The sequence below is a fragment of the Microcoleus sp. B3-D7 genome (genome assembly GCF_036705305.1).
Lineage (GTDB): Bacteria > Cyanobacteriota > Cyanobacteriia > Cyanobacteriales > Microcoleaceae > Microcoleus.
Genome location: NZ_JAUBUE010000036.1, coordinates 45231 through 71791 on the forward strand (window position 1 = coordinate 45231; position 26561 = coordinate 71791).

Consider the following 26561-nt stretch of genomic DNA (forward strand, 5'->3'; position numbering starts at 1 on the left):
CAGTAAACCTTCAACAGTCAGCAGTCAGCAGCTTAAATGTTCTGCGCGCGGCCGTACCAACGCAGCAACATCCCCGCCAACCTTTGAGAATTGTGGCGAATTAAACCCGTATTTTCATCTTCATCCATGACATTGGCGATGACAACTCGCCGCCCCAATTGCGTTACGGCTTCTCGATCGAGCACAACCGGATAAGAATTCTCCTGAGAATAGCGGATCAAAGCCTTTGCAGAAGGGACTTTTCCTTGAACGACTACAGCATCGAACAGCGGCCTGCCGCAAGCGCGGTCGATCGCCCGAATGTGGTCTGCAACACTGTATCCGTCAGTTTCCCCCGGCTGAGTCATAATATTGCAAACATAAATGCGCGGAACTTCGCTGTTGGCGATCGCATCAGCAATTTCCGGCACCAACAAATTCGGAATGACACTCGTATAAAGACTCCCCGGCCCAATAATAATAAAATCCGCTTCCCGAAGCCCTTCCACAGCCCTAGGTAACGCCGGAGGATTAGCAGGAGTGCAGCCTATTTTGAGGATTTGCCCGTTTGCTTTTGTAATGCTGGACTCCCCCTCAATCCTGCGACCGTCAGCGAGTTCTGCCCACAAAGAAACGTCGCTCAGAGTAGCCGGCAGCACCTCTCCCCTCACTGCTAAAACTTTAGAACTCGCCGCGATCGCCTGTTCCAAATCTCCAGCAATATCGCTCATCGCCGTCAAAAACAAATTCCCAAAACTGTGACCCACCAAACCGTCACCAGCCCGGAAACGATATTGAAATAACTCAGTCAATAACTTTTCCTCATCTGCCAAAGCCGCCAAACAATTGCGAATGTCTCCCGGTGGCAATACCCCAATTTCCCGCCGCAGCCGCCCGGAAGACCCGCCATCATCTGCCACGGTGACAATAGCAGTGATTTTGGCGCTGTAATCCTTCAATCCCCTGAGCAAATTAGAAAGACCCGTACCGCCCCCAATTGCCACAATTTTCGGGCCGCGGTTCAAGCGACGGTGGTTGAGGAGTCGATCGACCAGTTCCTCGTTGCCTTCGGGCATCAGCACTTGGGTAATAGAGTTCAAACTGCGAGTTTGTCCCCAAAGAATTAATAAAATCCCGCCAGCAATGATGATCGGGCCTGACACGTAATTGGGAATAACTTCCGCAATCCACGCCAAAAAATTTCTCAATAATTGCAATAAGAAGAAAATGGGAGTCATCCCAGTCCAAATTGCTAAACCCAAAGTGGCAAGTACCACGCCGCTGGCACTAATCAGCAGCCACCGTTTCACTAACAGTCCGGGGGCTAACCACTTAAACCACTGGTGAACTCGCCCGTTCCGCAAAGAAGGGGGGTAAGGATTTCTGGATTGGGCAAAAACCTGCTTGGCTTTAGCCAAGACGCGGAGGGCTTTAGGAAGTGAACTAATTGACATGGTTAATTAGTCTTAAGGGTATTGGAACAGCTCGAGCTGACAAATTTACAATACAAGAGAGTTTTGATTCTGGCAGTCAATTGAAGTAATTAGTGATTAGTCATGAGTCATGAGTCATGAGTCATTAGGTAGACTGATGACTGAGGACTGACAACTTATTGATAACATCCTATGGCAGAGCCACTAATCGAACTCAAAGGGGTAAGTAAGTCCTTCGGCCAGAACCCGATCCTCGATCGAGTCGATCTGAGGATTTATCGGGGAGAGGCCCTGGCAATTATTGGTCCTTCCGGGACGGGGAAATCTACGATTCTGCGGATAATTGCGGGTTTGTTGGCCCCGGATGCCGGTGAGGTTTTTGTTCAGGGACAGCGCAGGGTCGGATGGGTGGACGACGTGGCAGATCCGATCGGAATTGGGATGGTTTTTCAGCAAGCGGCTTTGTTTGATTCGCTGACGGTGGAGGAGAATGTCGGTTTTTTACTTTACCAGCATTCTAAGCTGCCGCGCCGCCGCATTCGGGAATTGGTGGAGGAAAAGTTGGAGATGGTGGGTTTGCCGCGAATTGGCGAACGCTATCCGGCGCAGTTGTCTGGGGGAATGAGGAAGCGGGTAAGTTTTGCCCGCGCTATCATGGCGAATCCTGATAATGACAGGGATAATCCAGAGGTTTTGCTGTACGACGAACCGACGGCGGGTTTAGATCCGATCGCTTCGACGGTAATTGAAGATTTAATCCGTGAGTTGCAGGCTGCCCAAGGTGTTTGCAGCACTTATGCGATCGTCACTCACCAAGACAGTACCATCCGCCGCACTGCCGATCGCATCGTGTTTCTCTATCGAGGGCAAGTGCAGTGGGAGGGAACTGTCAATGACATTACATCGACAGATAATTTACTGATCAGACAATTTTTTAGCGGCAGTGTTACTGGGCCAATTCAAGCGCTTGGATAGTCAGCCAGTTTTAGATTTTAGATTTTAGATTTTAGATTGAAATGACCGATGATGAATGACTAATAACCAATGACCAATGACTAAGGAGGTAATATGCGATCGCGAACTGTAAGAGAAGGTTCTGTCGGGTTCTTAATTTTAGTAGGAATCGGTTTATTTGGCGGCTTAGTGCTCTGGCTGCGGGGCGTGCAGCTAGGGAACCGCAGCTACAAATTCGCCGTAGAATTTGGCAGCGCCCAAGGAATGCAAATAGGCACGCCCATCAGGTATCGCGGGGTTGCAGTCGGTAAAATTACCGCCCTCAAACCGGGTTCCAACGGCGTAGACGTGACGCTGGAGATTGCCCCCGGTACTTTAGTGATTCCCAGGGATGTTACGATCGAAGCGAATAAATCGGGTTTAATTGGCGAATCGTCGATCGACATTACCCCCAACTCGATTTTGCCAGAATCGTTACTTACCGCCAATCCCGTTAGTGCCGACTGTCCCCCGGAGATAATCTGCCAAAATGCGCGCTTAAAAGGTCAAGCTGGAGTCACTATCGACGAACTAATTCGATCCACAGTCCGCCTAGCTAATTTCTACACCGACCCCGCGCTGTTCAACAATATTAAATCCCTCGCCGAAAATACAGCCAACACAGCTAAAGGTGCAGCTAAACTCACTCAAGATTTATCGAATTTAACTCAAACTGCCCAAGCCGAAATAAAAACTTTGAATCAAGATGTAAGGCGAGACATTGGGAGCTTAAATCAATCTGTAAAAACCGAAATAGCAAGTTTAAATCAATCGTTAAAGGGAGAAGCCAGCAGTTTAAATCAATCATTAAAGGGAGAAGCCAGCAATTTAAATCAATCGCTAAAAGCAGAAATATCCGGAGTCGCCACTGATATTTCTAAAGTAGCAGCTACGGCGGACACTTCCACAAAAGCCGTATCTGCCGCTGCGATAAATTCTGCTAATTCAGTAACTCAAGCAGCAAATCAAGTTACATTAACAGCCAACCAACTCAATTCTTTAGTAACAACAAACCGTGCCAGTTTAGTCTCTACTCTGAATAACATCAATCAAAGCAGTCAGGAACTGCGGGTAGCTGTCAGCAGTTTGAGTCCAACAATTAATCGCATCAACCAAGGACAATTGCTGAACAATTTAGAAGTTTTATCAGCGAATGCTGCCCAAGCTTCTGGTAATTTGCGAGATTTATCCAGCCAGGTAAACAATCCCGCCACTTTGCTATTATTGCAGCAAACTCTAGATTCTGCACGAGCTACATTTCAGAACGTGCAGAAAATTACTTCCGACGTGGATGATTTGACAGGAGATCCGGCTTTCCGCAACAACATTCGCAGGCTGTTTAACGGATTGGGAGGCTTATTGGGTTCGACAGAACAACTGCGACAGCAAGTGAAAGTGACTCAAACATTAGCTCCTCTTTCTGAGAAAGTAAATGAGAGTACAATTGCCAGAAATCAAGCAGTAAAGCCGGGATTTCCCAGCTTGCAAAAACAGCCAAAATTGCCTGTTATACCTTCTCAAACTGCAAGGTCATCAGAACAAGTTGCTCCCGCAAATACCCATTAAAACAGGGTATCATTGAATAACCGCAATTATTGCAAAACAATATTCGCGACTTCCGATAGTTAGTAATCTGGGCAATAACCACCAAGATTACAGCTAGTTAATAATGTGTTTTTCGCACCAGAGATTAAAGTTATTGTCCAAATCCTATTAACAAAAAACTATTTCAATCTAAACAAGGAAAACCAATGACGGAAACTTTGTCGAAACCGGACGCAACCAAAACCCAGTATACTGTAACTTGGGAAAAATTGCCAGATGACTTTAAATTACCCGACGATCCTGTGGAAAACATCGACCAACCACTTTTAGCCGCCGCCCTGCGAGAAGCCTTGGATATGGCAGGATTTATCCTAGCTTCAATGCTAATAGCTTCCAATTTTGGACTAGGTGCCAAAGTTAACGACAAAACAGTAGTAAAAGCACCAGATTGGGTGTTCGTTCCCTCGGTATTGCCAGCAGAACCAGGAGAAGTTCGCCGTAGTTATACGCCCAATGCTGAGGGAGAAGTACCTGCTGTAGTGATGGAATTTTTATCGGATACTGACGGTAGTGAATATTCAAATAAACCGACATATCCTTACGAAAAATGGCGGTTTTATGAGCGAATTTTGCAGATACCAATTTATGTAATTTTTGAACCAAAATCGGGAGTATTGGAAGTGTACAGACTCTCGATATCGGGAGAGGACGAACTGCAAGAACCGGATGCTAATCAGCGATTATGGATAGAATCAATGGGTTTATTTCTGGGGGTTTGGGAAGGTGAAAAATCTCAGAGAACCGGTTATTGGTTGCGCTGGTGGGATGAGAATGGCAATTTGCTGCTGTGGGGTGCCGAACGGGTCGAAGAGGAACGCCAGCGCGCCGAAGAGGAACGCCACAGGGCCGAAGAGGAACGCCAGAGGGTCGATCGACGAATGGCATACTTGAGAAGTCAGGGCGTCAATCCTGATGGCATTTGAAGGTGTGGGAGGTCGATCGACCTTTCGGCCCTTAATCCAATCCCATTTTGATTGCACAATCAAGTCAGCAAGGAAGTTTGATATTTAAAATAACCACAATTAAGGAGCGATGGGGATGACTGCAACAACATTAGAAGAAAAATTAGATCGGCCGTTGCTATTTCCAGGGTTAACGTGGGAACAATTCAAAACCTTAGAACCGATGCTGGATATTCCAGGGGTTCGGCTGTCATTTTTAGATGGGATACTGGAGATTCAGAAAATGCCTGGAAGAAAACACGAAACAGCGAAGGGACGTATCGGTGCATTGGTAGAAACTTACATGATGGCGGCAGGGATCGATTTCACCCCTACGGAGTCTCTGACATTAGAAAATGAATCGCGACTGGTGAAGTGTGAAGCCGACAAGTCTTACGAATTGGGTACTGAGAGAGAACGTCCCGATTTAGCGATCGAAGTTGTCGTCACTAGCGGCGGAATTGATAAGCTAGAGGCTTACAAACGGCTGCAAATCCCTGAAGTCGGGTTTTGGGAAAACAGCCGACTGTCTCTCTATGCTCTCAGAGAGCAAGGATACGAAGAGATTGCGAGTTCCCAATTGCTCCCAGAACTCGATATTGGTTTACTCGTCAGGTGTGTTAATATGCCGAGTCATGTTGAGGCAATTAAGGAATTCCAAAGGGCGATCGATCTCAATACTACCAACAGGAATATAGCTATCAATTAATTACTAAAAGTCGCCGTGAAGTGCTGCAACGGCGTTTAGAAATAGGTCGAAAACTCATCTGTTTTTATCTGAAAGATAATGGATAAAAATTACTGCTTCCTGATGAATTACCCTCAGCACTAGAAGCCGAACCCCAGCGTGCTGCTGAACTCGCATCTTTGCTAGCGCGTTACCGAACTCGGTTTGGCGAATTCCCTGAGAGTAACGGCTAAAAAGTCAGGGTGCGATCGCGCTTCACTAATTTGATCGCCCGCGTGTTATTGTCACCTAAATGTCCTTGACCAATCTCAGGTTTTGTGTATTGGGCTAGGATGGGTTTCAAATTTTAAATGGCCAAGGGCGATCGTTTTGCGATCGAACTTGGGCAATCTAGATATAGGCGCTTCTTGAGTGCCTGGAAAACAGCGAGGCCAAGAGTTAGCAATGGAAAGCACACAGAAAAAATCTAGCCCTCGTCCAGTTAATAAGGGCGATCGAATTAAGCAGATTTTTGCGTTAGTATCAATGGTTTCGTTTGGTGGTTCTGCGATTTTTGGTATTTTTAGTCTGTTCAGCAGCGGTTTGAGCAGCCAGCACCAGCAAAAGCAGACGCCTGTGGCTGTTTCTCAGGAATCTTTGCTGGCGGCGCAGGAACGGGGATATGAGACGGTTTTGCAGCGGGAACCGCAGAATCAGACGGCTCTGGAGGGATTGGCAAATGTGCGGTTGCAGATGAATAATCAGGTGGGGGCGATCGAGCCTTTGGAGAAGTTGGTGAAGCTAAATCCTGACAGAGGTGATTATAAGGCGCTGTTGCGGCAGGCGAAGGGGAAATAGTAGGCGATCGGTCAATTTTGTTTGTAAGATAGATTGAAAATCCTTAAATTGTATGTAGCTTCCTAATTTAAATACCCGACTTAATTTCACAAAACGAAGGATTGAATATGGGCATAGTACGCATGGGACCACCAATAGAAATAATCTCCCAACTAAAAGCAGCTTACGGGATTAATAATTTTATTGAAACAGGAACCTATCAAGGTCATACAGCATACTGGGCAAGCCAAGTATTTGAACAAGTTTTTACAATAGAGTATTCTCAAGACCTTTATCAAAAAGTTACCGAAAAATACGGTCATATCAAAAACATAGACTTTTTGTACGGTGATACCAGAAACCTTCTTGATAATACAGTATCACAACTTGAAAGCCCAAGTTTATTCTGGCTAGACGCTCATTGGAGCGGAGGGCCAACCTATGGAGAAACCGATGAGTGTCCCTTACTCGCAGAAATCGAAATAATCAACCGCTCCGACTGCGACCACTTTATTTTTATTGATGATGCCCGATTGTTTTTATCTCCTCCACCGCAGCCCCATTCACCTCAACAATGGTCGGATATTAGCGCAGTATTAAATTTCTTGAATTCCGGAAAAAACAGCAGGCATATTGTAATTATTGATGATGTTATTATTGCTGTTCCGGCGCAGGCAAAAGAACTAATTGTTCAGTATAGCCAAAATTTGAACACAAGTTTAGGCAATACAGGCACCGGGAAGCCGGAACAACATCATCAAAGCACTGGCGTGTCTGCTAATAATATTAATAAGGGAGAGTCTATCAATAACTATGAATTAAAAATTCTAGAAAATTTTATTGCTGCCGGTAATGTGGTTTTCGATATTGGCGCAAACATAGGTAGCTGGACAAATCAAGTATTAAACATATGCCCCGACGTTCAAATCCATTTGTTTGAGCCAGCACCGCCAATATATCAAACACTTCTACAAAACCTGGCTGAACCGATTAAAACAGGTCAACTCGTGTTAAACAACTTGGCAATAGCACACCAACAGGAAATCAGGGAATTTTATTACTACGAGAAATTTTCAGCATGGAGTACATTTCACCGCCGATTTGAAATCGAAAAACAATATAATATTCAGTCGCCTAAGCCCTTTGAAATTTTAACAGCTACCCTTGATAATTATGTCCAAACAAGGGCTATAAAGCGAATTAATTTCTTAAAAATTGATACAGAGGGCGGCGAACTAGAAGTTCTTCGCGGAGCAAGTAACCTCTTGCAAAAAGGCAAAGTAGATTATATTCAGTTTGAGTATGGCGGAACATTTGTTGATGCCAACATCACATTAAAACAAGTCTTCGAGCATTTACAAAAATTTCGTTATACAATCTTTAAAATACTGCCCAATGCTTTACAACCCTTACCCGAGTTTTTACCAGAATATGAGAATTACGAGTATAGCAACTTTTTAGCGGTGAACGAGAGGTTCACAGCTTTGATTTTTAGTCAAGCACCAAATCTGCTCGAGTTGCAGCAGCTTTGCGGAAAACATTCTGTTGCACCGCGCGGCATTATTCACATAGGGGCACACGAAGGCAAAGAAATTGCAAGATACCGAGAAATGGGGGTGCAAAGGGTACTGTTTGTTGAAGCCAACCCTGCTGTGTTTGAACGTTTGAAAACGAATATAGCGGGTTTTCCTCACGTGCTAGCGGTGAATTGTGCAGTTAGCAACATCAACGGCACAAGCACATTGTATCTAACTTCTATGGATCAAAGCAGCTCGATCTTACCATTGAAGGAGCATCAAAAGTTTTATCCAGAAATCAAGGAAGTTGACCGTGTAGTTGTGGAGTCGAGAACTCTGGATACACTTCTAGAAGAACTTCAAATTGATCCCGCCGATTTTAATATCTTAAATATTGATATTCAAGGTGCAGAGTTGTTGGCTTTACAGGGAGCAACGAATGTTCTCAGATACATAGAAGCAATAAACACGGAAGTTAATTATGAAGAACTCTATGAAGGCTGCGCTTTAATTGACGAAATCGATGATTTTCTGGAGATGTGCGGTTTCGATCGCGTAGCAACGACAACACCGTTCCATCCATCTTGGGGCGATGCGTTTTATGTGAAAAAGCCGGTAATTACAATGTCCACGCTTGGCAGAAACGGACGGTTTGCCAATCAAATATTTCAGTATGCATTCTTGAAAATCTATGCCAAAGAACATAACTTGAAAGTAGAGACGCCAGCTTGGATTGGTCAATATCTCTTTGGTTGCAATGATTCGCCCATTTCTCAAGAGTTACCCGTAGTTACCGAACCCACAAATAAATTGTCTGCAGCTAGCATCCCTAATGCGAAAGAAATCTTTAAAAATGTGAATTTTTGGGGTTATTATCAATATCACACAAAGTATTACAAACCCCACCAAGAGTATTTCCGCTCCCTGTTCAAACCTGTACGGGAAATAGAAACGAAAATGAAGGAAGCGATCGCTCGTCTGCGATCGCGCGGCAAAACCATCGTCGGTTTGCACTTGCGGCGGGGAGACTACGGCTACGAAGATTTTTTTATAGCACCGAGCGAATGGTACAAGGAATGGCTCAAAGGTCTGTGGGAAACCCTCGACGAACCAATACTATTTATTGCCAGCGATGAACCGGAAAAAGTTTTAAGTGATTTTGAGGAGTATAATCCCATCACGACCAAAGAGTTAGGTTTGGAGTTACCGGAAGCCGAATTTTATCCAGATTTTTATTTATTGAGCCAGTGCGATCTCACAGCAATTTCAAATAGCTCATTTTCCTTTGCAGCTTGTATGCTCAACGAAAAAGGCAAATTTTTCTTTCGTCCGCACTTGTCTGCGGAAAAATTAATTCCATTTGACCCCTGGGATAGCGAACCGATTTTGCCAAATTATATGCCTATTCATTTTTTTACAATAGTTCTCAACGGTGAACCTTTTATCCACTACCACATAGACGTTTTGCAGCAACTACCTTTTAAATGGCATTGGCATATTATTGAGGGAGTAGCGGAGCAAAAACACGATAGTGCTTGGATGCTTAGCTTGGGGGGAAAAATTACTGATGAACTCCATTGCCGGGGTCGCAGCAAGGATGGTACATCAGAGTATATAGATGAAATAGCACGGCTATATCCAAAAAATATTACTGTTTATCGCAAGCCAGAAGGTATTTTTTGGGATGGAAAGCGTGAAATGGTAAATGCACCGCTGGAAAATATTAAAGAGGAATGCTTGCTGTGGCAGGTGGATGCAGATGAACTCTGGACAGCGGAACAAATTTGTACTGCGCGGCAGATGTTTATCAATCATCCAGAAAAAACAGCAGCTTTCTACTGGTGCTGGTATTTTGTTGGAGAAAATCTGGTTATTAGCACTCGCAATTGTTATGCTCAGAATCCTCAACAAGATTGGTTGCGTACTTGGAGATTTAAGCCGGGAGCATTTTGGCTCTCTCACGAACCCCCAAGATTAGTTGAAGCATTGCCAAATAGTGAGTGTCGCGATGTTGCCGCAGTCAACCCTTTTCTGCATGAAGAAACTGAAAAGCAGGGTTTGGTATTTCAACACTTTGCTTATGTGACGCTAGAACAACTGCGATTTAAAGAACTATACTACGGTTATAAAAATGCAGTATATGAATGGAGTACGCTGCAATTAGAAACTAAGTGGCCTGTGCGTTTGGGCAATTATTTGTCCTGGGTGCAAGATGGCACAATGGTTGATAAGGCTGAGTTTTTTGGTGTAGCACCAATAGCACAACGTGACAAAGATAATAATGTATGGAGGTTCGTTCAGCCAGAGGAGTTGTTAAGACAAAAAGTGCGGCAAAAAGTAACCCCAAGGATTATTGTTGATGGTGTGTTTTTTCAGCTTTACAATACGGGAATTGCTCGCGTGTGGCGCTCGCTCTTAGAAGAGTGGGTGGCGCAGGATTTTGCCAAACATATTATTGTCCTCGATCGCGCCGGAACGGCACCAAAAATTCCTGGCATTGCGTATTGCCCGGTTCCTGCTTACGACTATGAGAAGACTGATAGCGATCGCGAAATGCTCCAGCAAGTCTGCGACGAACTGGAAGCTGACTTATTTATCTCAACTTACTACACAACGCCACTATCAACACCTTCTGTGTGCCTTGTGCATGACATGATGCCAGAAGTTTTTGGGGTAAATCTTGAAGAACCAATGTGGCGAGAGAAGCATAGCGGGCTTCGCCACGCATCAGCTTACATTGCAGTTTCAAACAATACTGCTTCTGACTTACTAAAATTTTTTCCAAATATCTCCTCAGATTGGGTAACCGTAGCTTATAACGGAGTTTCGAGTAATTTCACACCCAGCAGCTTAGAAGAAATTAATCGTTTTAAAATCAAATACGGTCTCTCAAAGCCATACTTTATGATGGTGGGCGCGGCCGGCGGTCATAAAAATGCACCCTTATTCTTGCAAGCTTTCGCACAACTGCCCAATCAACCAGAATTTGATATTGTCTGTACAGCTCACAGCGCTTTAACCAAGGATGAGTATGAGCCTTACACTTCAGGGCGTACAGTGCATAAGCTTCCCCTCAGCGATGAAGAGTTAAAAGCAGCTTTTTCGGGTGCTGTTGCGCTGGTTTATCCGTCCCAGTATGAAGGCTTTGGCTTGCCGATTTTAGAAGCAATGGCTTGCGGATGTCCAGTGATTACTTGTCCCAATGCTTCTATACCTGAAGTGGGGGGAGAGGCAGCTTTATATGTTAAGGATGATGATGTTGAAGCAATGACGATCGCACTTATTAACATTCAAAAGCCAGAAGTGCGCGAAGGTTTGATAGCTGCCGGAATTGAGCAAGCGAAAAATTTTTCCTGGTCAAAAATGAGCAAACAAGTCAGTTATGCTTTGATTCAGGCTAGCCTATTGCCTCTTAAACTTAGAGATATTAATTTCATTATTTTCCCTGACTGGGAGCAGGCACAAGAAACTATCTTTTCCCAAATAGAAGAGGCAATAGGGAAGGTAATAACCCACTCAGATAGTAACAACCTCAATCTCTTAATTGATACCAGTAATCTGACTGAAGCTTCAGAAATTGATGCAGATTTAGTTGTTTCGGGCGCAGTGATGAGTCTTCTGATGAATGAGGATACTAATATTAGCACGGCGCCCGAAATTACTATTCTTGGAACGCTGAGTGAATTACAATGGAAAGCTTTGTTGTCTCGAGTGCAGGCTCGCATCTCTCTGGAACGCGAAAATATACAGGCGATTGCTCATACTAAAGCACTCGCCCTCCCCCTCTATCCTGAAGAAAATTGCGAGATCAGCCGCGAGCAAGTAGAGGCTATATCGATGGATTCTTCTCGTGACTTGAAGGATAGATATACGGACTATGTTTATCATAATTGCCCTAATCTGGATGCAAATTCTCTAGCTCGTGTAACGACAATCCTTGAAAGCACCTGCTGGGAAGAACCTACCTCTAGCACAGACTTAAACAACGTTGCAGTATTAGCTTTGATCGTAGCAGAACAGTCTGAGGACTTATCAGAGCGCCAACTCTATCTCAATATGGCTTTAGAAGCCTTAAACCAAGGAATAGAGCAAGATAGCTGTCCTCTCTGTATAGCTCATTTAGCTCTCCTCTTGACGATGACTGGAGAAATGCCACAAGCTATAGAACTTGCTTTTCCTGCTTTTATCAACACCGTCCCCAATGTTTACAGTACCACAGAGAAGCTCCCCTCTGCACTGGTTTACCTACCTTCACCGCGCAACAGTTTGGTTAATACTCTGCCTGAGCAATTGACACATTTACTTCAAGCCAGAGATGCTTATACTCAGGCATTTTTCCTTTTAAGCGAGGTGCTATGTCGAACTCACCTTGTATTTTATGGAGCAGGTGGACTCCGACTACTGAATCTAGCAGAGAGGATTTTACCAGATTCGAGTTCCATCAAGTTTAAACTAGGAGTTTCGTGCATGGTTAACTATTTAATGGAAGGACTTTTATACCTGCACCAAGCCAAGCAGCTAGCACCAGAGTCACCGCAGATTTTTCAAGCTCTCTATCTCGCTTATCGAGATCGACAGGATAGAGATTCAGCTAGCTACTGGCTAAATGAGGCACGTGAATTTAATAAAAAAGAGCCTACTTCTCCTGATTGGAAATGGACTACGTTAGGAGTAAATTCTTCTATCACTTACCTGCCTGTTGAAAAGGAGCTATTATTAGCCGTTGAGCCTAGCTTTCGGAGTATTGTAACAGCCGTCCTGCTTGCAGAGGGAGATTGGTTTGAACAGGAAATGGAATTTTGGCGGAATTCCCTCAAACCGGGCATGACAGTTATAGATGTTGGCGCAAATGTGGGGGTCTATACCTTTACTGCTGCCCGACGGGTGGGATCTAGAGGTCGTGTACTAGCAGTTGAACCTTTTTCAGCTTGCTTGCGCTGCTTAGAAGAAACCTGTAGAATTAATGAGTTAAATTGGGTACAAATATGTGCGGGAGCTGCTAGCGATCGCATTGGTAAAGCACGATTGCAGCTTTACACAGCTAGCGAATTAAACGAAATTGTTACTGGCGATGTGGAAGAACCAGTGCAACTTGCTTCCTTTGAAGAAGTCCCGTGTTTTACTTTGGACAGTTTAGTTGAGCAGGAAAACGTCAAGCGAGTTGATTACCTTAAAATAGATGCAGAAGGACACGAAATGTCAGTTTTAATAGGTAGCGAAAAAATATTATCGGAATTTTTTCCTATCATCCTCTATGAAAATATCGCTTTGAGCAAAGGCAGTAATTTACCTGTTGCTGACTATCTTAAAAGCAAAGGGTATAAACTCTTTCGCTATCAACCTTACGCCCAGGAACTAATTCCTATAAACTCATCTGACGAGTTGGAGGGAAACCTAAATGTTATCGCTGTTCCCGAGAGCAAAATATATCTCATTTCTCAATCTTAAAAGTACATTTCAATTAAGAAAGCCAGGAAAATTTAGGCTATGTCATTATTTCTCCCTAGTTTAAAAAGAAGCGGTCATTTAGATCGGATTCACATGACAGTTTGTAACGTTGGCTCTCGCAAAATTACCAGTAGTGAAGATGATTATAGTCAGAAAGGCTGGGAAATATTTGCACCACATCTGACTATTTATGGATTTGATGCTGATGCTGATGCTTGTGAGGCTAGCAATACTGCTCTAGAATCTCAACCAATAAATTGGACAGAAAAACATATTCCTCTAGCCCTAGCAAATTCTGTAGGCGAATCTACCCTTTATGTAACTAAGCATCCCATGTGCAGCTCTCTGTACCCGCCTAATGAATCTTATCTTGGGCGGTTTTCAGGGTTGTCAGAATTAGTCAACTTAGATTTTTATGTGGGGATAGAAACAACTACATTAGATGAGTTTTGTCAAAGTGAAGGCATTGAGGAAATCGACTTTTTGCAAATTGACGTTCAGGGCGCCGAATTACAAGTATTACAAGGTGCTTCTCAAATCTTGGGAAAATCTATTCTTGCTGTGCACGCTGAAGTCGGGTTTTCACACCTCTATAAAAATCAGCCTTTATTTGCTGACGTTGATATTTATCTCAGGGAACAAGGATTTACTTTGTTTGATTTAGATAAAGCTTATCGCTTGCGGAGCATATCTCCCATTTGTTCAACAGTTCGCGCTGGACAGTTATTATACGGAGAGGCTTTTTACTTTCGGGATCTGATAGAAGACAGCTTGGAAAACAATCTAAAAACACCAGAGAGAATTCTAAAATTAGCTTGCATTGCTGATCTTCTCAATTTCCCTGACTATACTCTGGAATTATTAGAGTATTTAACTTTCCACTATGGCAGCAATCGCAACTATAACTTCGCTAACAACATCGTCGAAAGCCTGGCTCAATTCCCGCAGCTAGTCAACATAGGAATAACTTCTCTCCCTGCAGTTTCCCGAATTTTAGATTATATTGATGGTTATGATATTGACTCTCTCATCTCCAGTAAAGCTGATGTTACCGCTAAATACCAGCAGGAACTACATATCGATCCTATGAAGGTGTTCCACTGCGATGAATATCTGCGACACAACCAGAGAAGATTAGAACATTTAGCAAGCTTAGGATTAGATATTGTAGGGAAAACTGTACTCGAACTTGGAGCAGGAATTGGCGATCATACAAGCTTTTTTCGGGATCGAAGCTGTAAAGTAGTTGCCGCAGAAGGTAGACCGCAAAACTTGGAAATACTTAGATCGCGTTATCCCGATATTGAGACAATACAACTAGATTTAGAGACTCCCGATTTAAAAATAAATCAGCAATTTGACATTGTTTACTGCTACGGGTTGCTGTATCACTTGCAAACACCCACTCAAGCTATCGAGTTTATGGCTCGCAGTTGCCAAAAGATGCTGCTGCTAGAGACGTCCGTCTCGTTTGGCGAAGAAGAAGCTATCAATTTTTGCAACGAAGTAGCAGATTATCCATCGCAAGCTATATCAGGTAATGGATGCCGACCTACTAGAAAGTGGGTGTACAATCAACTAAAGCAATACTTCGAGTTCGTTTATATGCCTATAACTCAACCTAACCACGAACAGTTTCCTATTGATTGGACTTTATCTTCATCGGAAACATTGGTTCGCTCAGTATTTATTGCTTCCCGACAAGAGTTGAACAATCTCCTTTTAGTTGAAGATATTCCCTTGAAGCAACAGCGCCATTGAAATTTGAACGTGGATTGTACAGCGTTGATTTTGCATTGGGATACTCGGAATTGTATATTTTTTCTACAAAAGAGCTTTACTCCTGCTGATAGTTTTCAACATATCTCTGCCACATCTTCTCGTAAGCTTTTTCTATCTCTCGCGTAAATTGCTTGCCATTCCACAGCGGAGCAGTTTGTCTAGACTGTCGCAATTTCCAAGATATTTTCTGCCGTAAAAGGGCATCTTTTCCTAACCGAATTCCCCACTCTACATATTCTTCATCTGTCCATGAAATCCCCTCAGTTATACCTGCATTCATCATCATCCCGTAACTGTTGCGAGCTGAAAACTGCTCGCCCACCCGTGTCACCAGAGGAATGCACATCCAGAGAGTTTCTAGAGTAGTAGTTGCTCCATTGTAGGGATAAGTATCGAGTACAACATCAGCAATCCCTAAATTCGCTCGGTGAACGGCTTCTGAAGCGGATGGAGGCAAAAATCGCAAGCTATCCGCACTCACGCCCTCTGATTCGGCAATCTGAATAAAAAAGTTTTTTAGCGATTCTTGCTCAGCAAACCATTTAGTTACAAAGTAGCTATTCGGGACTGCTTTAATAATTTGCATTTGCAGGCGAGCTGTGTTGGGATTGTACTTGTATCCCATCTGACTGCAGTAGTATATGACTGCATCGCTAGGAATATCTAGCGAATCGCGTCGAACCGTCGGCACTCCCACTTCAAAACCATCTACTGCTACATAAGTTTCAGGCAATCGCCATATTTTTTCCGCGTAGTAATCCTGTGCTGAGTCCGGTAAAACGTAATTATCTGCAATATAGTAATCAACATTTGGTACGCCAGAAGCATCCCACCCCAGCCAACTAACTTGTACAGGGGCGGGCTTAATTGCCATTACCTCACAGCTAGTATTCATCGTAATGCTATCGAGATCGATCAATATATCTATTTCGTCTTCGTAAATCTTTTCAGCAGCTTCCATACCAGAGATACCTAGTTTACAAGCTTTGTCAGATTTGCTAATATACCATTGCTGAATGGGATCATTTGTCAGTTTTGAGCCAAGTAGATAAGCACATATTTCAAAGCGCTCGCGGTCGTGATGTTCAAACAACGACCGAGCCAGCCATCCTACAGAATGGCTACGTAAGCAATAAGATAAATAACCAACTTTATAACGTCTTTTTTGATTGCCTCCCTGAAGCAGGGGCAACGAGCGCTGGCGACACTTCTCCACTACAGGCTTGGCATAATTTTCAACATTTTCTTGAAAAAGATTACCAATTTGGATGCGAATTCTCCCGGCTTCTTGAGGCAGATCTTCAAAGTAAGGAAAGAAAAATAACGAACTCATCAAGCGAATCGCAGCAGTTGAATCGAGATTGGTTGGATATTCCTCAATGAGCGCCCCCATCATTAATTTGTGTGCCTCAAACGCTGACCAAGCATCTTCCCAATGACCACCAGCCAGCATCAGCCCGCGCAGCAGCACGTGATTAGCAAAAATTTTATCTACCAACCGTTCCATCACTGAGTAGCAAAGCTTAGCAGTTTCTATCCCCTTAGAAAAATTCCCGATATCTTGGTAAAAACCCGCCAGGGCACGCAAAACTTCTTGGTGTTTAGCTTCTAACTGCAAGGCGAGTTCCACATAGCGGGTCGCTAAGTGAAATTGCTTTCCTGAATATGCGATGTCATAGGCAAATAAAAGTAAATTTTCAATAACAGGTAGAGGTTTTTCAACGTATTTAAAACAAGCTTCTGTAAATTCAAATGATGAAGGGTGGAATGGAGCAAAATCTAAAACGCTCTTCCATACTTGCAGCAGCAGGTCTGAGTCCACTGCTATAGCAGGCTCTGACTTCAGAAGTTTGATAATCGCGCCCAAAGCGTCTGATTCTTCACCTGTGTAAGTTTTCCGCACCATGGAAAGTCCCACCGAATGCAAGAGGTTATTAATATCCCCTGGATGGATTTCTCGGATGTGCTGCCTAATCGCCCAAGCTACTTCATAATTTGTCAACTCCAACCGTTGTCGTTCAGCCTCAGCTTCCAGGACTTCCAAAAGTTCTGCTGTCCAGAATTCAATTTCTTCAGATTCACCCTCAGCCATTGCCAGGAGCCAAGTTGTTTGAGCTTCTGCTTCTTTTTCTTGCAACAGCAATATCAATCCTAAGTGCCAGTAGTAAGACTTCTGGCTTGGTTGCTCTGCAATTGCCTCTTCGTAAAGTAGAGCTGCCTGAGCGTAATTTTCTTTAAGCAGGAGTTGCTCGGCTTTCTCCTGCCAATCGGGCGCCAGCGCTAAGAAATTGTCATCACTCATAAACTCAGCCAATAAAAGCAGTTTTCTATCTACACTAAAGCGGGCAGCACATAACGCTAACCCGCTCTTTCGTACTTTTTCACAAGCAATGCTTGTGTACTAAGCTGTTACTTAGTAACTAGCGTCATACCGTTACAAACAGTACCGCTACCAGCAAGAGTAATAGCAACAGGTGCACCAGGACCGGTCGTTTCACAAAGGATTGTCTGTGTGCCTGAAGCCCCTGAAGCATCGGGCGCAGTCACTGCTACAGCTCCCCCATATCCCTTCAGCGAAGCTAAAGTAGCCGCATTAGGAGTTGCTGCTGAAGTTACTCCGTTCGCACCTGTAGCGCCAATGGCGTATCCATAGTTAGTGGTCTCAGTTTTGAGACCAAGACCCAACAAGTTGACATCTGTTGTAAACTTGGTGTTTTCTGCGTAGTAAGCTTGCATTCCCTTGTTAATGGAACTGACATACTGCTTAGCTTCTGTCTGCTTGGCTTTGTTAGCTTGGCTGAGGAAGGAAGGCAAAGCAATAGCAGACAAAATACCGATAATGATGATAACAACCAGCAGTTCAATCAGGGTGAACCCTTGATCCTGTCTTCTTTTGTTGATGTGTTGCAGGAACTTGGCTTTAAATTCAGTCTTCATAAGTCTTTCTCCTTGAGGGGTGGGATGCTCGATTTCTAACTCTTATCTGTAACTTACCCAGTTATCGGCGCTTTAATATCACCCCAAACTATTTTTTTTTTCAACTCCTGGCTCTAAGGCTCCAAAAGCACATACAGAAAGACTTCCAGCCTAATCAACAGTTCCTTGACTACCTCAAAGGCAGTCTCATCACTAACAGACTCTAGGTTAACACTGATCTGCGAGCCGATTTGGAGCCACTGTTCTACTAGGGACACCACAGACTGCGGCCTATCCCAAAGAGGTAGCAAACAAGCAGCCATTGTACTCTCGATCGCCACCGGCGCTAGAGTTGGCACAATAATATAACGGCTAATCTCAAACGGCGTCTGGCTGTCAATGCAATTACTCAAGTCTTCCCTGATCTGGGAAGTCCTCAGTTGAGGGTGCAGGTGTACCCGTGCTTCCCGCCATTGAGCTTCCGTCCATTCCCCAACTGGCACAAAAGCCTGAGTTCGATTTGGATGCCCACACCAGAAATCAAATAAACGGTGCAGGGGATGTAACAAGTCAAATAAATGCAGTCGCTCTTCCAGAGAAGCTTCTGGCAGACTCATCGCCAAAAACGGAGGCAAATCATCTGGATCTTTGAACAAATCCATCAACTCCCACCTGTGCCAAGCCACCATACTGATAAACTCTAAATCAGCACCTCTCAACATTGCAAACACTTCAGGAATGGTACAACCTTTATCACCCACTAATAAATAGTTAGCCATAATCCATGCCTCATTCTGCGCGCGATCGGAATTCCAGGTGAATGCCTTAAGCCCTACTTCATCTTGTAATGCTTCCATTGTTTCCCGGACTATTTCTATCTCCACTTCTCCGGGAGATCCATTCATTAATCCCATTGTTTTGAAAACAGCTTGAGCGCGAAATACTCCGGCTCTACCATTTGAACTGTGAAGGTTGGTGCGGATAATGCCATCGGGAGCGAGAACTGACTTCATCGCTTGCAACCCAGCAATAGGAGCGGGCAATAGATACAGAACTTCGTCAGCATTGATATAGTCAAACTCTAACCCTAAACTTAGCAAATCTTCTATCTTCACAGCATAAAATTCTGCATTACCCACCCCATGATACTGTAAACGTTTCTCAGCTAGTTTTACAGATTCTTCTGATAAATCGATGCCTACTATTTTTGCTCCCGGATTGGCTAGAGCTAACACTAAGGATTTATAACCGGTGCCGCATCCCGCATCTAGGATAACTTTACCTTCTGTATTAATAACTATTCTATTTCTGAAGTAGTAAGCAGTTACAAAATTATGAAGGTAGAGCAATTCACTGTTGTCTTTTGGAGATTGTTCCAGCGGGATTCTGGGATAAGGAGTATTGTCAAATTGCTGGCGAATATTTTCTATTAACTCTAAATTTTGGTGATCCATTTTCAATTACGCTCAACGCTGGCAAATTATCCTAGTATCTCAGAAAATAGCCGATCGCCCGCCCACACGCAACACATACTTGCAATAATAGTCTGAAAACTGATCGCCCAACCCACTACCAGCTTCATGAACACCAACATCAGCCCCATCCTCAAAGTATTCACCCTTTCCGGCGCGCTTTCCCTGGTCATCAAGTACGCAGGGCCTAGCTTATCCATACCCTCTACCGACCTCAACGCCCTAATCGCCGTCTTTACCCCCAGTATCATCTTAGCTGCCATCCTCGGCTGGCGATCGCGCCAACAGCCAAGATAGGGGATGGAGGGCGATCGCGCCCAAAGACGAGTTAAATTAAGCCAGGGGCGATCGAAAACTCACACCAAAATCCCTCGATGCCCAGCAATATAGATGAGACAGACAATCACATGGATCTAGCCACCTTAAATCTGAAACCCTTAAATTTGCTGATTTTTCCTGATTGGAACCAACCCGAAGAATCTCTTTATTTAGAGTGAGAACTAATTATTAGGAGTCTGGTAAATCATCCCGATCGCGATTTCCTAGCTCTTTTAATAGATGTGAGCGAAACTTTAGAAAAATCCGAGTTAAATGCAAGTTTAATTGTCTGAGGGATTGTGATGAATCTTTTGATGGAAGAAGATTTAGATATTAACGCAGAACCGGAAATTATTTTATTGGAAAACCTTAATCGAAGCCAGTGGAGCGATATTTTGCCACAGATTCAATATCCAATTAAGCTGAATGCGGAAAATCACTAAGCAATAGCAGAATCTGGAACCACACAAATTCCAGTATTGGAACAGAACTTCGTGATATCACCCTTGACTCCCATCTCAGCATAGTAAGCCGGCTGACCCTTGTCGAGCGAGGCGATATACTGCTTGGCTTCAGATTGCTTGGCTTTGTTTGCTTGGTTGAGGAATGCAGGCAAAGCAATAGCCGAAACAATACCGATAATGATGATAACTACCAACAGTTCAATCAGCGTAAAACCTTTATCTTATCTTCTTTGATTGAGGTGTTGCAGGAACTTGGCTTTTAATTCAGTTTTCATGGTTTGTTTCTCCTTGAGGCGTGAGATGCTTGATTTCTAACTCCTGAAGGTAACTTACTCACTTTCGTTCCTTCTCATATCACCCTGTGCTAAAAAAACTTAGCTAGGGCCGGGTGAACGCTCCAAAAGCAAGTAAAGAAACGCTTCCAGCCTACTCAAGACTTCTTTAACTTCCTCCCAAGCTGCCTGTTCTGTGACAGGCTCTAGAGTAACGGGATGCAGGGGTTTGAGCTTTAACCAGCGATCCACAAGGGACTTCCCAGGACAAGCGCCCTCCCAAAGCGGTAGCAAGCAAGCAGCCATATTACTTTCTAGGAAAATAGGTACTAAAGCGGGCAAAGTGACATAACGGCTAATCTCGAAGGGTTGTTGGCTAGTGATGCATTGGATCAAGTCTGCTCTCGCCTGGGGAGTTTTTAGCTGAGGATGCAGGTGTACCCGCGCATCCTGCCATTCAGATAAAGTCCATTCAGCAACCGGCACAAAGGGCTGTGCCCTATCGGGATGAGCGCACCAAAAGTCAATTAAACGGTTGACGGGATGTAACAATTCACATAAATGCAGCCCCTCTTCTGTAGAAATTTCTGGCAGGCTCATGGCTAGAAAAGCAGGTAAATTGTCTTGCTCTTTGAAAAGATCGAGCAAGTTCCATTGCCGCCAATTCACCATACTGACCAACTCTAAATCAGCGGCTTGCAGTGCCGAAAACATTTCAGGGATAGTGTAGCCTTTATCGCCTTGAAATAAATAATTCATTAGCATCCACTCTTCACTCTGGGCGGCATCGGGCTTCCAGGTGAGTTTCTTGAGAAGGACATCATCTTTCAAAGCGGTCATAATTTCTCGGGCTAATTCCATTTCTAACTCTCGGGGATTTTCGTCCATCAATCCCATCATTTTGAAAACTTCCTGAGCCCAAAAATAGGCAAACCTCTGTAGCGAACTATGGAAATTAGCACGAATTATTCCCTGATATTTTAGCACAGACTTAAGTATTTTCAATCCCGCCTTTATATCTGGCAGTAAATAAAGAACTTCGTCACTATTAATATAGTCATACTCTAATCCTAATTTAGGCAAATCTTCAATTGAAAGCACATGAAACTCTGCATTCTCAATCCCATGATATTCGAGACGGTGACGGGCTAACTTAACCGCTTCTTCTGATAAGTCAATACCAACTATTTTAGCGCCGGGATTTGCTTCTGCTAAAGTCAAGGATTTATAACCGGTGCCACAGCCTGCATCTAAAATAATTTTTCCTTCAGTTTCAATAACTGTTTGATTTCTTAAATAGTAAGGTGTTATAAGGTTATGAATATAGAGAAGCTGGTAGTTATCTTTAGGAGATTTTTCGAGTGGGATTCTCGGGTAAGGAGCGCTGTTAAATTGCTGGCGAATTTTTTCTACGATGTCAGATTTTTGGTTGTTCATTCTACATTGCTCCCGCTACTAACAAATTGCGCTGTGACATACGTTAATTTTAGGATGAGAAGGTATCTTAATCTACGCGGCGCCCGAAAGGTAGTTGCGATCGCACTTTTGCCCAAAGCCCACGCGGCACAACGGCAGGGACTGGGCATAATAGTGAGGGTCAATATTTCCAGCCCCCGCGCAAAAACAAATTATACAACCAACCACCCCTTCCATGAACACCAACGTCAGCCCCATCCTCAAAGTATTTACCCTCTCCGCCGCCCTTTCCCTCGCCATCAAGTACGCAGGGCCTAGCTTATCGATACCCTCTACCGACCTCAACGCCCTAATCGCCGTCTTTACCCTCAGTATCATCTTAACTGCTATCCTCGGCTGGCGATCGCGCCAACAGCAGCAGTAGAGACGCAATCAAAAAGTGCGATCGCTACTGGGTCTAAAGACTGTGTTTTTGCCAAAATATTAATTCCCCGTACAGCTTATCAAAACCCAAGTTGAGGCATTCACCATGATTCAAATCATACCTGAATTAGTAACATTCGATGAATTCATGGACTGGTATCCTGAAAACTCAGAACACCGCTACGAACTGCACAATGGAGAAATTTTTGAAATGCCAAAAGCAACAGGTAAACATTCTAAAGTGGCCGGTTTTACCGCACTGAAAGTCGGAATAGAGATTGAGCGTCTCAATTTGCCCTACTTCATCCCCAAAGAATGCGTCATCAAACCCATGCGCGAGGAATCGGGATATGAACCAGATATTATTGTACTTAACGAACAAACCATTGGGAACGAGCGGCGATGGGAAAAATCATCAATTATCACAATGGGTTCATCAGTCCCCCTAATCGTCGAGGTAACTAGCACTAATTGGGGGGATGATTATGCCCTAAAGCTGGAGGCATATGAGTCAATGGGTATTCAGGAATATTGGATTATATAGCAATCCTAAATGATTATCAAGACCATGATACAATTATATGCAATACTCGATCGTGAATAAAAAGATGAATAACTTAAAACTGCCCCTCAAAGATATGGAAAAGGAAATAACTCAATTAGAATCTTTCATTAAAAGTGATATCGATGCAAGAGAACTTAAACGAGCAATAGCTGTAAGGATGGCTGTCGAAGGCAAGTTCTACCATGAGATTAGCAAAATTCTCGGTGTAAGTGAATTTTTTGTTGGTCATTGGAAAAAACAATTTCAAACCAAAGGCATCGAAGGAATCAAACTAGGGCATAAAGGGTCAAAAGGGTATTTAACAGCTCTACAAAAGACTGAAGTAATTGAGTGGCTAAAGAACAAAGAATATTGGAATTTAGATGAGCTGGTTACTTATGTAGAGCGAGAGTTTGGTGTGAGCTATAAATCAAAACAGAGTTACTATGAACTTTTTGGTCGGGCGAAAGTTAGTTGGAAAAAAAACTCAAAAAATCAATCCTAAATTTGATGAAGAACTGGTTAAAAAAAAGACGGAAGAAATTAACAATATTTTATTCAAAAACAAGGCGGGCATAGAATCCGGGCAAATAATAGTATTATTGATAGATGAATGTCATCTACTTCATGGCGATCTGACTGGTTATGTTTGGGGTCAATCAAAAATCAGAATTGAAGTCCCAATTACCAATGAAAAAGATAGACAAACTTATTTTGACGCACTCAATTATCAAAACAAAGAATTCCATGTTCAGAGCCATCCACCTGGGGATGGAAAATCAACAGTTAAATTTATAAAATACTTACAAGATAAATATAAAAATCGCAAGATTATCTTGATTTGGGATGGAGCCAGTTATCATAAATATGGCGAATTTAGAGATTTTTTATTAGAAGTAAATGGTGACAAAGAGCCTGATGAGTGGTCAATTACTTGTATTTTATTTGCTCCAAATGCTCCCCAACAAAATCCCGTTGAAGATATTTGGTTACAGGCTAAAAACTTTTTAAGAAAATATTGGTATTTATGTAGGTCTTTTAAGATTGTAAAATTTTTGTTTGAATTTTTTACTAACGAACATAAATTTGATTTCCCCAAAATACATAAATATAATTGCACGGAAAAAATTAATTAGGATTGCTCTAGGTCTAGAAAATCATTTAGGATTGCTATAGACTATCTAGGATTGGGCGGCAGACCATTCATCGGCCACCCCAAGCAACCAACCTTTTCGGTTTACCAAGTAATGGACGGGGAATACCAAGTCAAACTCTTCAGAGGGGGCGAGGGTATGGAGTCCCCAACTTTCCCAGAATTGAAGCTGACAGCGCAGCAGGTGTTCGCAAAAGGGAATTGAGGAGGCTGCTTATGCTAATGTCCGACTAAAGGTATCTGATTAAAGAGGCGATCGCCCGCATCTAAGGTATCTTATAGAGATGCGATTCATCGCTTCTCGGCTGCAGAGCAATTAGCCAGCAGTAATTCCTCATACCCTATTCCTCAATCTAAAATCTAAAATCTAAAATCTAATGAAGCTAGGACAGTGGATGGGCTTATTAGCCCTCATCGCATCTTGTTACATCCTGTGGCAAATCAGGCAGGCCCTACTGCTGCTGTTTGCCGCCGTCGTCTTAGCCACAGCCTTAAACAGACTAGCACGCTACTTGCAAAAATTCGGACTCAAAAGATCGATCGCCGTACTGTTATCAGTTAGTTTCCTAGTCCTCATCTTCGTAGGATTATTCCTAATCATTGTACCACCCTTTGCCCAACAGTTTCAACAACTTACCCAAAGAGCCCCTCAAGGAATAGCAAAATTAAATGAGTGGATCGATCAGATTGAAGCTCGCTTTTCTGGACAAATGGGTCAGCGACTGCCGAATCTTGATATTAACGATATTATCCAACAGCTACAACCCCTATTCAACCAACTCGTCGGCGGTGCAGGAGCTTTTGTAGGCAACACATTAGGTGTTATTCTCAGCTTTTTGCTCGTCATAGTTTTGACATTGATGACATTAGCAGAACCTCTCTCTTACCGCAAAGCATTTATACAACTTTTCCCCTCTTTTTATCGGCGGCGAATCGATGGCATCTTAGATGAATGCGAAATAGCGCTCGGTCGATGGGTAATCGGTGCTTTAATTAGCATGAGCGTCATCACTTTCCTGAGTTTAATTGGTTTGTCAGTATTGCAGGTTCCCCTAGCTCTAGCTCACGCTGTTTTAGCCGGCTTGCTGAACCTAATACCCAATATCGGTCCTGGTTTGAGCGTGATTCCTCCAGTGACGATCGCACTTTTAGACTCGCCGTTAAAATCCGGTTTTGTGCTGATCCTCTACTTTCTAATTCAACAATTTGAAAGCAACCTCCTCACCCCTTACGTCATGGCACAGCAAGTATCACTGCTGCCAGCAGTAACATTAATAGCTCAAGTATTCTTCGCCACCTTCTTTGGATTTTTAGGCTTATTGCTAGCTCTCCCCCTCACCGTTGTAGCTCAAGTTTGGATTAGGGAAGCCCTCATTAAAGATATTCTAAACCAGTGGAGTGCCAGTCCTAAAACCTTAGCAGCAATCGATTCTGCTATCCAGGAAAAACATGAATCTATAGGAATAGCCGAAAGCTTGCCAGAAAAATATTTACCAGAACAGAAACCAGACATCCCCGATCATGCTGAAAATGAGGCTCCTGAAAATCTATAGTTAAAATTCAGAATGACTTCAGTTCTGATTAATTCCCAGTTATAGGACAGAAGTATTCACTACCAACTGAGGAAAAATGTGGTACGAACACCCTCAAATAACTATCTTCAAGCCTCCCATTTTCTACCGTATCTGTGCCAGCGCTAAAAATCTGTTTAACCGTCAAATTCAACTGCCCAAATGTGGGCGAAAAAACCCGCTCGTCCCCTCTAAACTGACAGACTTGATACTTACCGTCAACCAACTGGTAAACAGAAAAAGTAGGTGGTTTAGGATTGCCAATATAACGTCGCCCGCCACCTACCAAATAGTCCGCAATCCATTATTCAGAAATGCCCAAAGCTTCGTAGTAAACCAATTTGTAGCCATAATCATCCCGCCAATTGGTACTGACAACTTCGGCAATTAGCCGGACAGAACTACCCATTGTAATGATAGATTCCTTTTTCCATATCGGTTCGCTGTCCGTCCCTTGCCTGTCCAAAACGATCGCATCCGGTTCGTAACCCGATAGCTCGTTATCAGCTTTGACAACGCATTCTTTGGGAACGAAGTAAGGAAGCCCTAGTCATCTGATTTCAAAGTTGAGTTCAGCGAAAAGGAAGCCTGCTACTTCTGAATGTTCTCCGGTTGCTTGAGGCATCTCAACAATAGTTCCATTGTGCATTTCGTAACGATTGACAGAATTTTCAGGATACCAGTCAATAAATTCATCCAAGGTGACTAGTTTTAATATCGCTTGAGTCATAACGGGTGCATCTCAGTTTTGCAAATCCCTGAAAAAATAGCTAAAATGAAAAAGCTAGTAAAACCGTAAAAAAAACGATG

Annotated in this window: 19 protein-coding genes and 3 pseudogenes; 15 read left to right on the plus strand and 7 right to left on the minus strand. The window is 43.3% G+C overall.

Features of this window, described 5'->3' with window-relative positions; all coding sequences use genetic code 11:
• Positions 1 to 32: 32 nt before the first annotated feature.
• Positions 33 to 1433, minus strand: coding sequence for a gluconeogenesis factor YvcK family protein (locus QUB25_RS21550; RefSeq protein WP_333036902.1), 1401 nt, complete (start codon positions 1431 to 1433; stop codon positions 33 to 35).
• A 171-nt stretch (positions 1434 to 1604) separates the two neighbouring features.
• On the opposite strand from QUB25_RS21550, the gene QUB25_RS21555 reads away from it, so the two are divergent.
• From QUB25_RS21555 to QUB25_RS21585, 7 genes are all read left to right on the plus strand, one after another.
• Positions 1605 to 2387, plus strand: a complete 783-nt coding sequence (locus QUB25_RS21555) for an ATP-binding cassette domain-containing protein (RefSeq protein ID WP_333185895.1) — start codon at positions 1605 to 1607, stop codon at positions 2385 to 2387.
• 93 nt (positions 2388 to 2480) lie between these two features.
• Entirely contained in the window at positions 2481 to 3971 is a 1491-nt protein-coding gene (locus QUB25_RS21560; protein WP_333185898.1) for an MlaD family protein, read from the plus strand.
• 185 nt (positions 3972 to 4156) lie between these two features.
• Entirely contained in the window at positions 4157 to 4933 is a 777-nt protein-coding gene (locus tag QUB25_RS21565) for a Uma2 family endonuclease (RefSeq protein ID WP_333185900.1), read from the plus strand.
• 115 nt (positions 4934 to 5048) lie between these two features.
• On the plus strand, positions 5049 to 5660 hold the full coding sequence (locus QUB25_RS21570) for a Uma2 family endonuclease (protein ID WP_333185902.1): 612 nt from the start codon (positions 5049 to 5051) through the stop codon (positions 5658 to 5660).
• A 423-nt stretch (positions 5661 to 6083) separates the two neighbouring features.
• Positions 6084 to 6476 (plus strand): tetratricopeptide repeat protein, encoded by a 393-nt coding sequence (locus QUB25_RS21575; RefSeq protein WP_333185905.1) that lies wholly within the window; start codon positions 6084 to 6086, stop codon positions 6474 to 6476.
• Positions 6477 to 6598: 122 nt separating this feature from the next.
• Positions 6599 to 13420: an FkbM family methyltransferase gene (locus QUB25_RS21580; protein ID WP_333185908.1), complete on the plus strand. Its 6822-nt coding sequence runs from the start codon at positions 6599 to 6601 to the stop codon at positions 13418 to 13420.
• Between the two features lie 39 nt (positions 13421 to 13459).
• Positions 13460 to 15181 (plus strand): FkbM family methyltransferase, encoded by a 1722-nt coding sequence (locus QUB25_RS21585; protein WP_333185911.1) that lies wholly within the window; start codon positions 13460 to 13462, stop codon positions 15179 to 15181.
• 76 nt (positions 15182 to 15257) lie between these two features.
• Here the strand turns inward: QUB25_RS21585 and QUB25_RS21590 are convergent, their stop codons facing one another.
• The 3 genes from QUB25_RS21590 to QUB25_RS21600 all read right to left on the minus strand — a co-directional run bounded on the left by QUB25_RS21590 (position 15258) and on the right by QUB25_RS21600 (position 19572).
• Positions 15258 to 17504 (minus strand): O-linked N-acetylglucosamine transferase family protein, encoded by a 2247-nt coding sequence (locus QUB25_RS21590; RefSeq protein ID WP_333185913.1) that lies wholly within the window; start codon positions 17502 to 17504, stop codon positions 15258 to 15260.
• A gap of 107 nt (positions 17505 to 17611) precedes the next feature.
• Positions 17612 to 18139 carry a type IV pilin-like G/H family protein gene (locus tag QUB25_RS21595; RefSeq protein ID WP_333185915.1) on the minus strand — a complete coding sequence of 176 codons (528 nt, stop codon included), beginning with the start codon at positions 18137 to 18139 and terminating at the stop codon, positions 17612 to 17614.
• A gap of 113 nt (positions 18140 to 18252) precedes the next feature.
• Entirely contained in the window at positions 18253 to 19572 is a 1320-nt protein-coding gene (locus QUB25_RS21600; RefSeq protein ID WP_333185918.1) for a class I SAM-dependent methyltransferase, read from the minus strand.
• A 126-nt stretch (positions 19573 to 19698) separates the two neighbouring features.
• Here QUB25_RS21600 and QUB25_RS21605 point away from each other — a divergent pair, with 126 nt between their 5' ends.
• The 3 genes from QUB25_RS21605 to QUB25_RS21615 all read left to right on the plus strand — a co-directional run bounded on the left by QUB25_RS21605 (position 19699) and on the right by QUB25_RS21615 (position 20351).
• A complete protein-coding gene (locus QUB25_RS21605; protein WP_333185921.1) occupies positions 19699 to 19887 on the plus strand; it encodes a hypothetical protein in 189 nt (62 codons plus the stop codon).
• Between the two features lie 77 nt (positions 19888 to 19964).
• Positions 19965 to 20087 (plus strand): hypothetical protein, encoded by a 123-nt coding sequence (locus tag QUB25_RS21610; protein WP_333185924.1) that lies wholly within the window; start codon positions 19965 to 19967, stop codon positions 20085 to 20087.
• Positions 20088 to 20210: 123 nt separating this feature from the next.
• Positions 20211 to 20351, plus strand: coding sequence for a hypothetical protein (locus QUB25_RS21615; RefSeq protein ID WP_333185928.1), 141 nt, complete (start codon positions 20211 to 20213; stop codon positions 20349 to 20351).
• A 68-nt stretch (positions 20352 to 20419) separates the two neighbouring features.
• Here the strand turns inward: QUB25_RS21615 and QUB25_RS21620 are convergent.
• Together QUB25_RS21620 and QUB25_RS21625 are read right to left on the minus strand one after the other, a co-directional pair.
• A pseudogene (locus QUB25_RS21620) lies at positions 20420 to 20647 on the minus strand (prepilin-type N-terminal cleavage/methylation domain-containing protein); the annotation flags it as partial.
• A gap of 99 nt (positions 20648 to 20746) precedes the next feature.
• Complete coding sequence (locus QUB25_RS21625) at positions 20747 to 22081, minus strand: class I SAM-dependent methyltransferase (protein WP_333185930.1); 1335 nt, start codon at positions 22079 to 22081, stop codon at positions 20747 to 20749.
• Between the two features lie 214 nt (positions 22082 to 22295).
• On the opposite strand from QUB25_RS21625, the gene QUB25_RS21630 reads away from it, so the two are divergent.
• The 5 genes and pseudogenes from QUB25_RS21630 (at position 22296) to QUB25_RS21650 (ending at position 25733) form a co-directional block, all read left to right on the plus strand.
• Positions 22296 to 22484 (plus strand): hypothetical protein, encoded by a 189-nt coding sequence (locus QUB25_RS21630; protein WP_333185933.1) that lies wholly within the window; start codon positions 22296 to 22298, stop codon positions 22482 to 22484.
• A 105-nt stretch (positions 22485 to 22589) separates the two neighbouring features.
• On the plus strand, positions 22590 to 23027 hold the full coding sequence (locus QUB25_RS21635) for a Uma2 family endonuclease (RefSeq protein ID WP_333185936.1): 438 nt from the start codon (positions 22590 to 22592) through the stop codon (positions 23025 to 23027).
• A gap of 64 nt (positions 23028 to 23091) precedes the next feature.
• A protein-coding gene (locus QUB25_RS21640; protein ID WP_333185938.1) for an IS630 family transposase occupies positions 23092 to 24163 on the plus strand; the annotation gives its coding sequence in 2 pieces (ribosomal slippage) (positions 23092 to 23505 and positions 23507 to 24163; 1071 coding nt in all).
• A gap of 36 nt (positions 24164 to 24199) precedes the next feature.
• A pseudogene (locus QUB25_RS21645) lies at positions 24200 to 24385 on the plus strand (Uma2 family endonuclease); the annotation flags it as partial.
• A gap of 172 nt (positions 24386 to 24557) precedes the next feature.
• A complete protein-coding gene (locus QUB25_RS21650) occupies positions 24558 to 25733 on the plus strand; it encodes an AI-2E family transporter (protein ID WP_333185940.1) in 1176 nt (391 codons plus the stop codon).
• 136 nt (positions 25734 to 25869) lie between these two features.
• On the opposite strand, the pseudogene QUB25_RS21655 reads toward QUB25_RS21650, so the two are convergent.
• Positions 25870 to 26481, minus strand: a pseudogene (locus QUB25_RS21655) (Uma2 family endonuclease); the annotation flags it as partial.
• Between the last annotated feature and the right edge of the window lie 80 nt (positions 26482 to 26561).

Excerpts from the sequence above, each read along its gene's own strand:
- QUB25_RS21550 (WP_333036902.1), bottom strand. The coding sequence starts at position 1,433 with ATGTCAATTAGTTCACTTCCTAAAGCCCTCCGCGTCTTGGCTAAAGCC.
- QUB25_RS21555 (WP_333185895.1), top strand. The coding sequence starts at position 1,605 with ATGGCAGAGCCACTAATCGAACTCAAAGGGGTAAGTAAGTCCTTCGGC.
- QUB25_RS21560 (WP_333185898.1), top strand. The coding sequence starts at position 2,481 with ATGCGATCGCGAACTGTAAGAGAAGGTTCTGTCGGGTTCTTAATTTTA.
- QUB25_RS21565 (WP_333185900.1), top strand. The coding sequence starts at position 4,157 with ATGACGGAAACTTTGTCGAAACCGGACGCAACCAAAACCCAGTATACT.
- QUB25_RS21570 (WP_333185902.1), top strand. The coding sequence starts at position 5,049 with ATGACTGCAACAACATTAGAAGAAAAATTAGATCGGCCGTTGCTATTT.
- QUB25_RS21575 (WP_333185905.1), top strand. The coding sequence starts at position 6,084 with ATGGAAAGCACACAGAAAAAATCTAGCCCTCGTCCAGTTAATAAGGGC.
- QUB25_RS21580 (WP_333185908.1), top strand. The coding sequence starts at position 6,599 with ATGGGACCACCAATAGAAATAATCTCCCAACTAAAAGCAGCTTACGGG.
- QUB25_RS21585 (WP_333185911.1), top strand. The coding sequence starts at position 13,460 with ATGTCATTATTTCTCCCTAGTTTAAAAAGAAGCGGTCATTTAGATCGG.
- QUB25_RS21590 (WP_333185913.1), bottom strand. The coding sequence starts at position 17,504 with ATGAGTGATGACAATTTCTTAGCGCTGGCGCCCGATTGGCAGGAGAAA.
- QUB25_RS21595 (WP_333185915.1), bottom strand. The coding sequence starts at position 18,139 with ATGAAGACTGAATTTAAAGCCAAGTTCCTGCAACACATCAACAAAAGA.
- QUB25_RS21600 (WP_333185918.1), bottom strand. The coding sequence starts at position 19,572 with ATGGATCACCAAAATTTAGAGTTAATAGAAAATATTCGCCAGCAATTT.
- QUB25_RS21605 (WP_333185921.1), top strand. The coding sequence starts at position 19,699 with ATGAACACCAACATCAGCCCCATCCTCAAAGTATTCACCCTTTCCGGC.
- QUB25_RS21610 (WP_333185924.1), top strand. The coding sequence starts at position 19,965 with ATGCCCAGCAATATAGATGAGACAGACAATCACATGGATCTAGCCACC.
- QUB25_RS21615 (WP_333185928.1), top strand. The coding sequence starts at position 20,211 with ATGAATCTTTTGATGGAAGAAGATTTAGATATTAACGCAGAACCGGAA.
- QUB25_RS21625 (WP_333185930.1), bottom strand. The coding sequence starts at position 22,081 with ATGAACAACCAAAAATCTGACATCGTAGAAAAAATTCGCCAGCAATTT.
- QUB25_RS21630 (WP_333185933.1), top strand. The coding sequence starts at position 22,296 with ATGAACACCAACGTCAGCCCCATCCTCAAAGTATTTACCCTCTCCGCC.
- QUB25_RS21635 (WP_333185936.1), top strand. The coding sequence starts at position 22,590 with ATGATTCAAATCATACCTGAATTAGTAACATTCGATGAATTCATGGAC.
- QUB25_RS21650 (WP_333185940.1), top strand. The coding sequence starts at position 24,558 with ATGAAGCTAGGACAGTGGATGGGCTTATTAGCCCTCATCGCATCTTGT.